Genomic DNA, 670 nt, shown 5'->3' with positions numbered 1-670 from the left:
TCACCAGGTACACCAGTGCGAAGACGGGGACGACGAGCAGCGCCTGCAGCAGCTTCGTCAGGAAGGCGAAGCTGACCAGGACCCCGGCGAACACCAGCCAGCGGGTGCTCGCCTGCTCGATCGCCCGCAACGTCGCGTAGGCCGCGGCGACCAGGAGCAGCACGAGCAGGGCGTCCGGGTTGTTGAACCGGAACATCAGAGCCGCGACCGGGGTCAGGGCCAGCACCGCGCCGGCAAGCAGGCCCGCACCGGCGGAGAACTGCCGCCGCACGGTCTGGTAAAGCAGGCCGACGGTGGCGACACCCATCAGTGCCTGGGGCACGAGGATGCTCCAGGCGCTCAGGCCGAAGATCCGGGCAGACAGCGCCATGACCCACAGGGAGACCGGCGGCTTGTCGACCGTGATTGAGTTGGCGGCGTCCGAGGAACCGTAGAAGAACGCCTCCCAGCTCACCGAGCCGGCCTGGACCGCAGCCGAGTAGAACGCGTTCGCCCACCCCGACGCGCCGAGGCCCCACAGGTAGAGCACACCCGTGCCCACCAGCAGGGTGACCAGTGCTGGTCGGACCCAGCGGGCGTCCTCGGCGGATACGTCTTCGGCGGATACGAGGCCACCGGAGCCGCCGACCGGGAGCCCGGTCTCGGTGGGGGCGTCGGGGGAGGGCACGTG

1 protein-coding gene is annotated in these 670 nt (G+C 70.3%); it reads right to left on the bottom strand.

All coding sequences use genetic code 11. The annotated features are described in order from the left end of the window. Positions 1-667, bottom strand: a 667-nt coding sequence (locus AC08ON_RS05745; protein WP_476616579.1) for a glycosyltransferase family 39 protein, incomplete at its 3' end; no start/stop codon positions are given. Between the last annotated feature and the right edge of the window lie 3 nt (positions 668-670).

The organism is Frankia sp. CoWAU3, from assembly GCF_977971855.1.
Note: the sequence above shows the minus strand (reverse complement) of the source record. Positions and strands in the feature narration are given on the sequence as shown.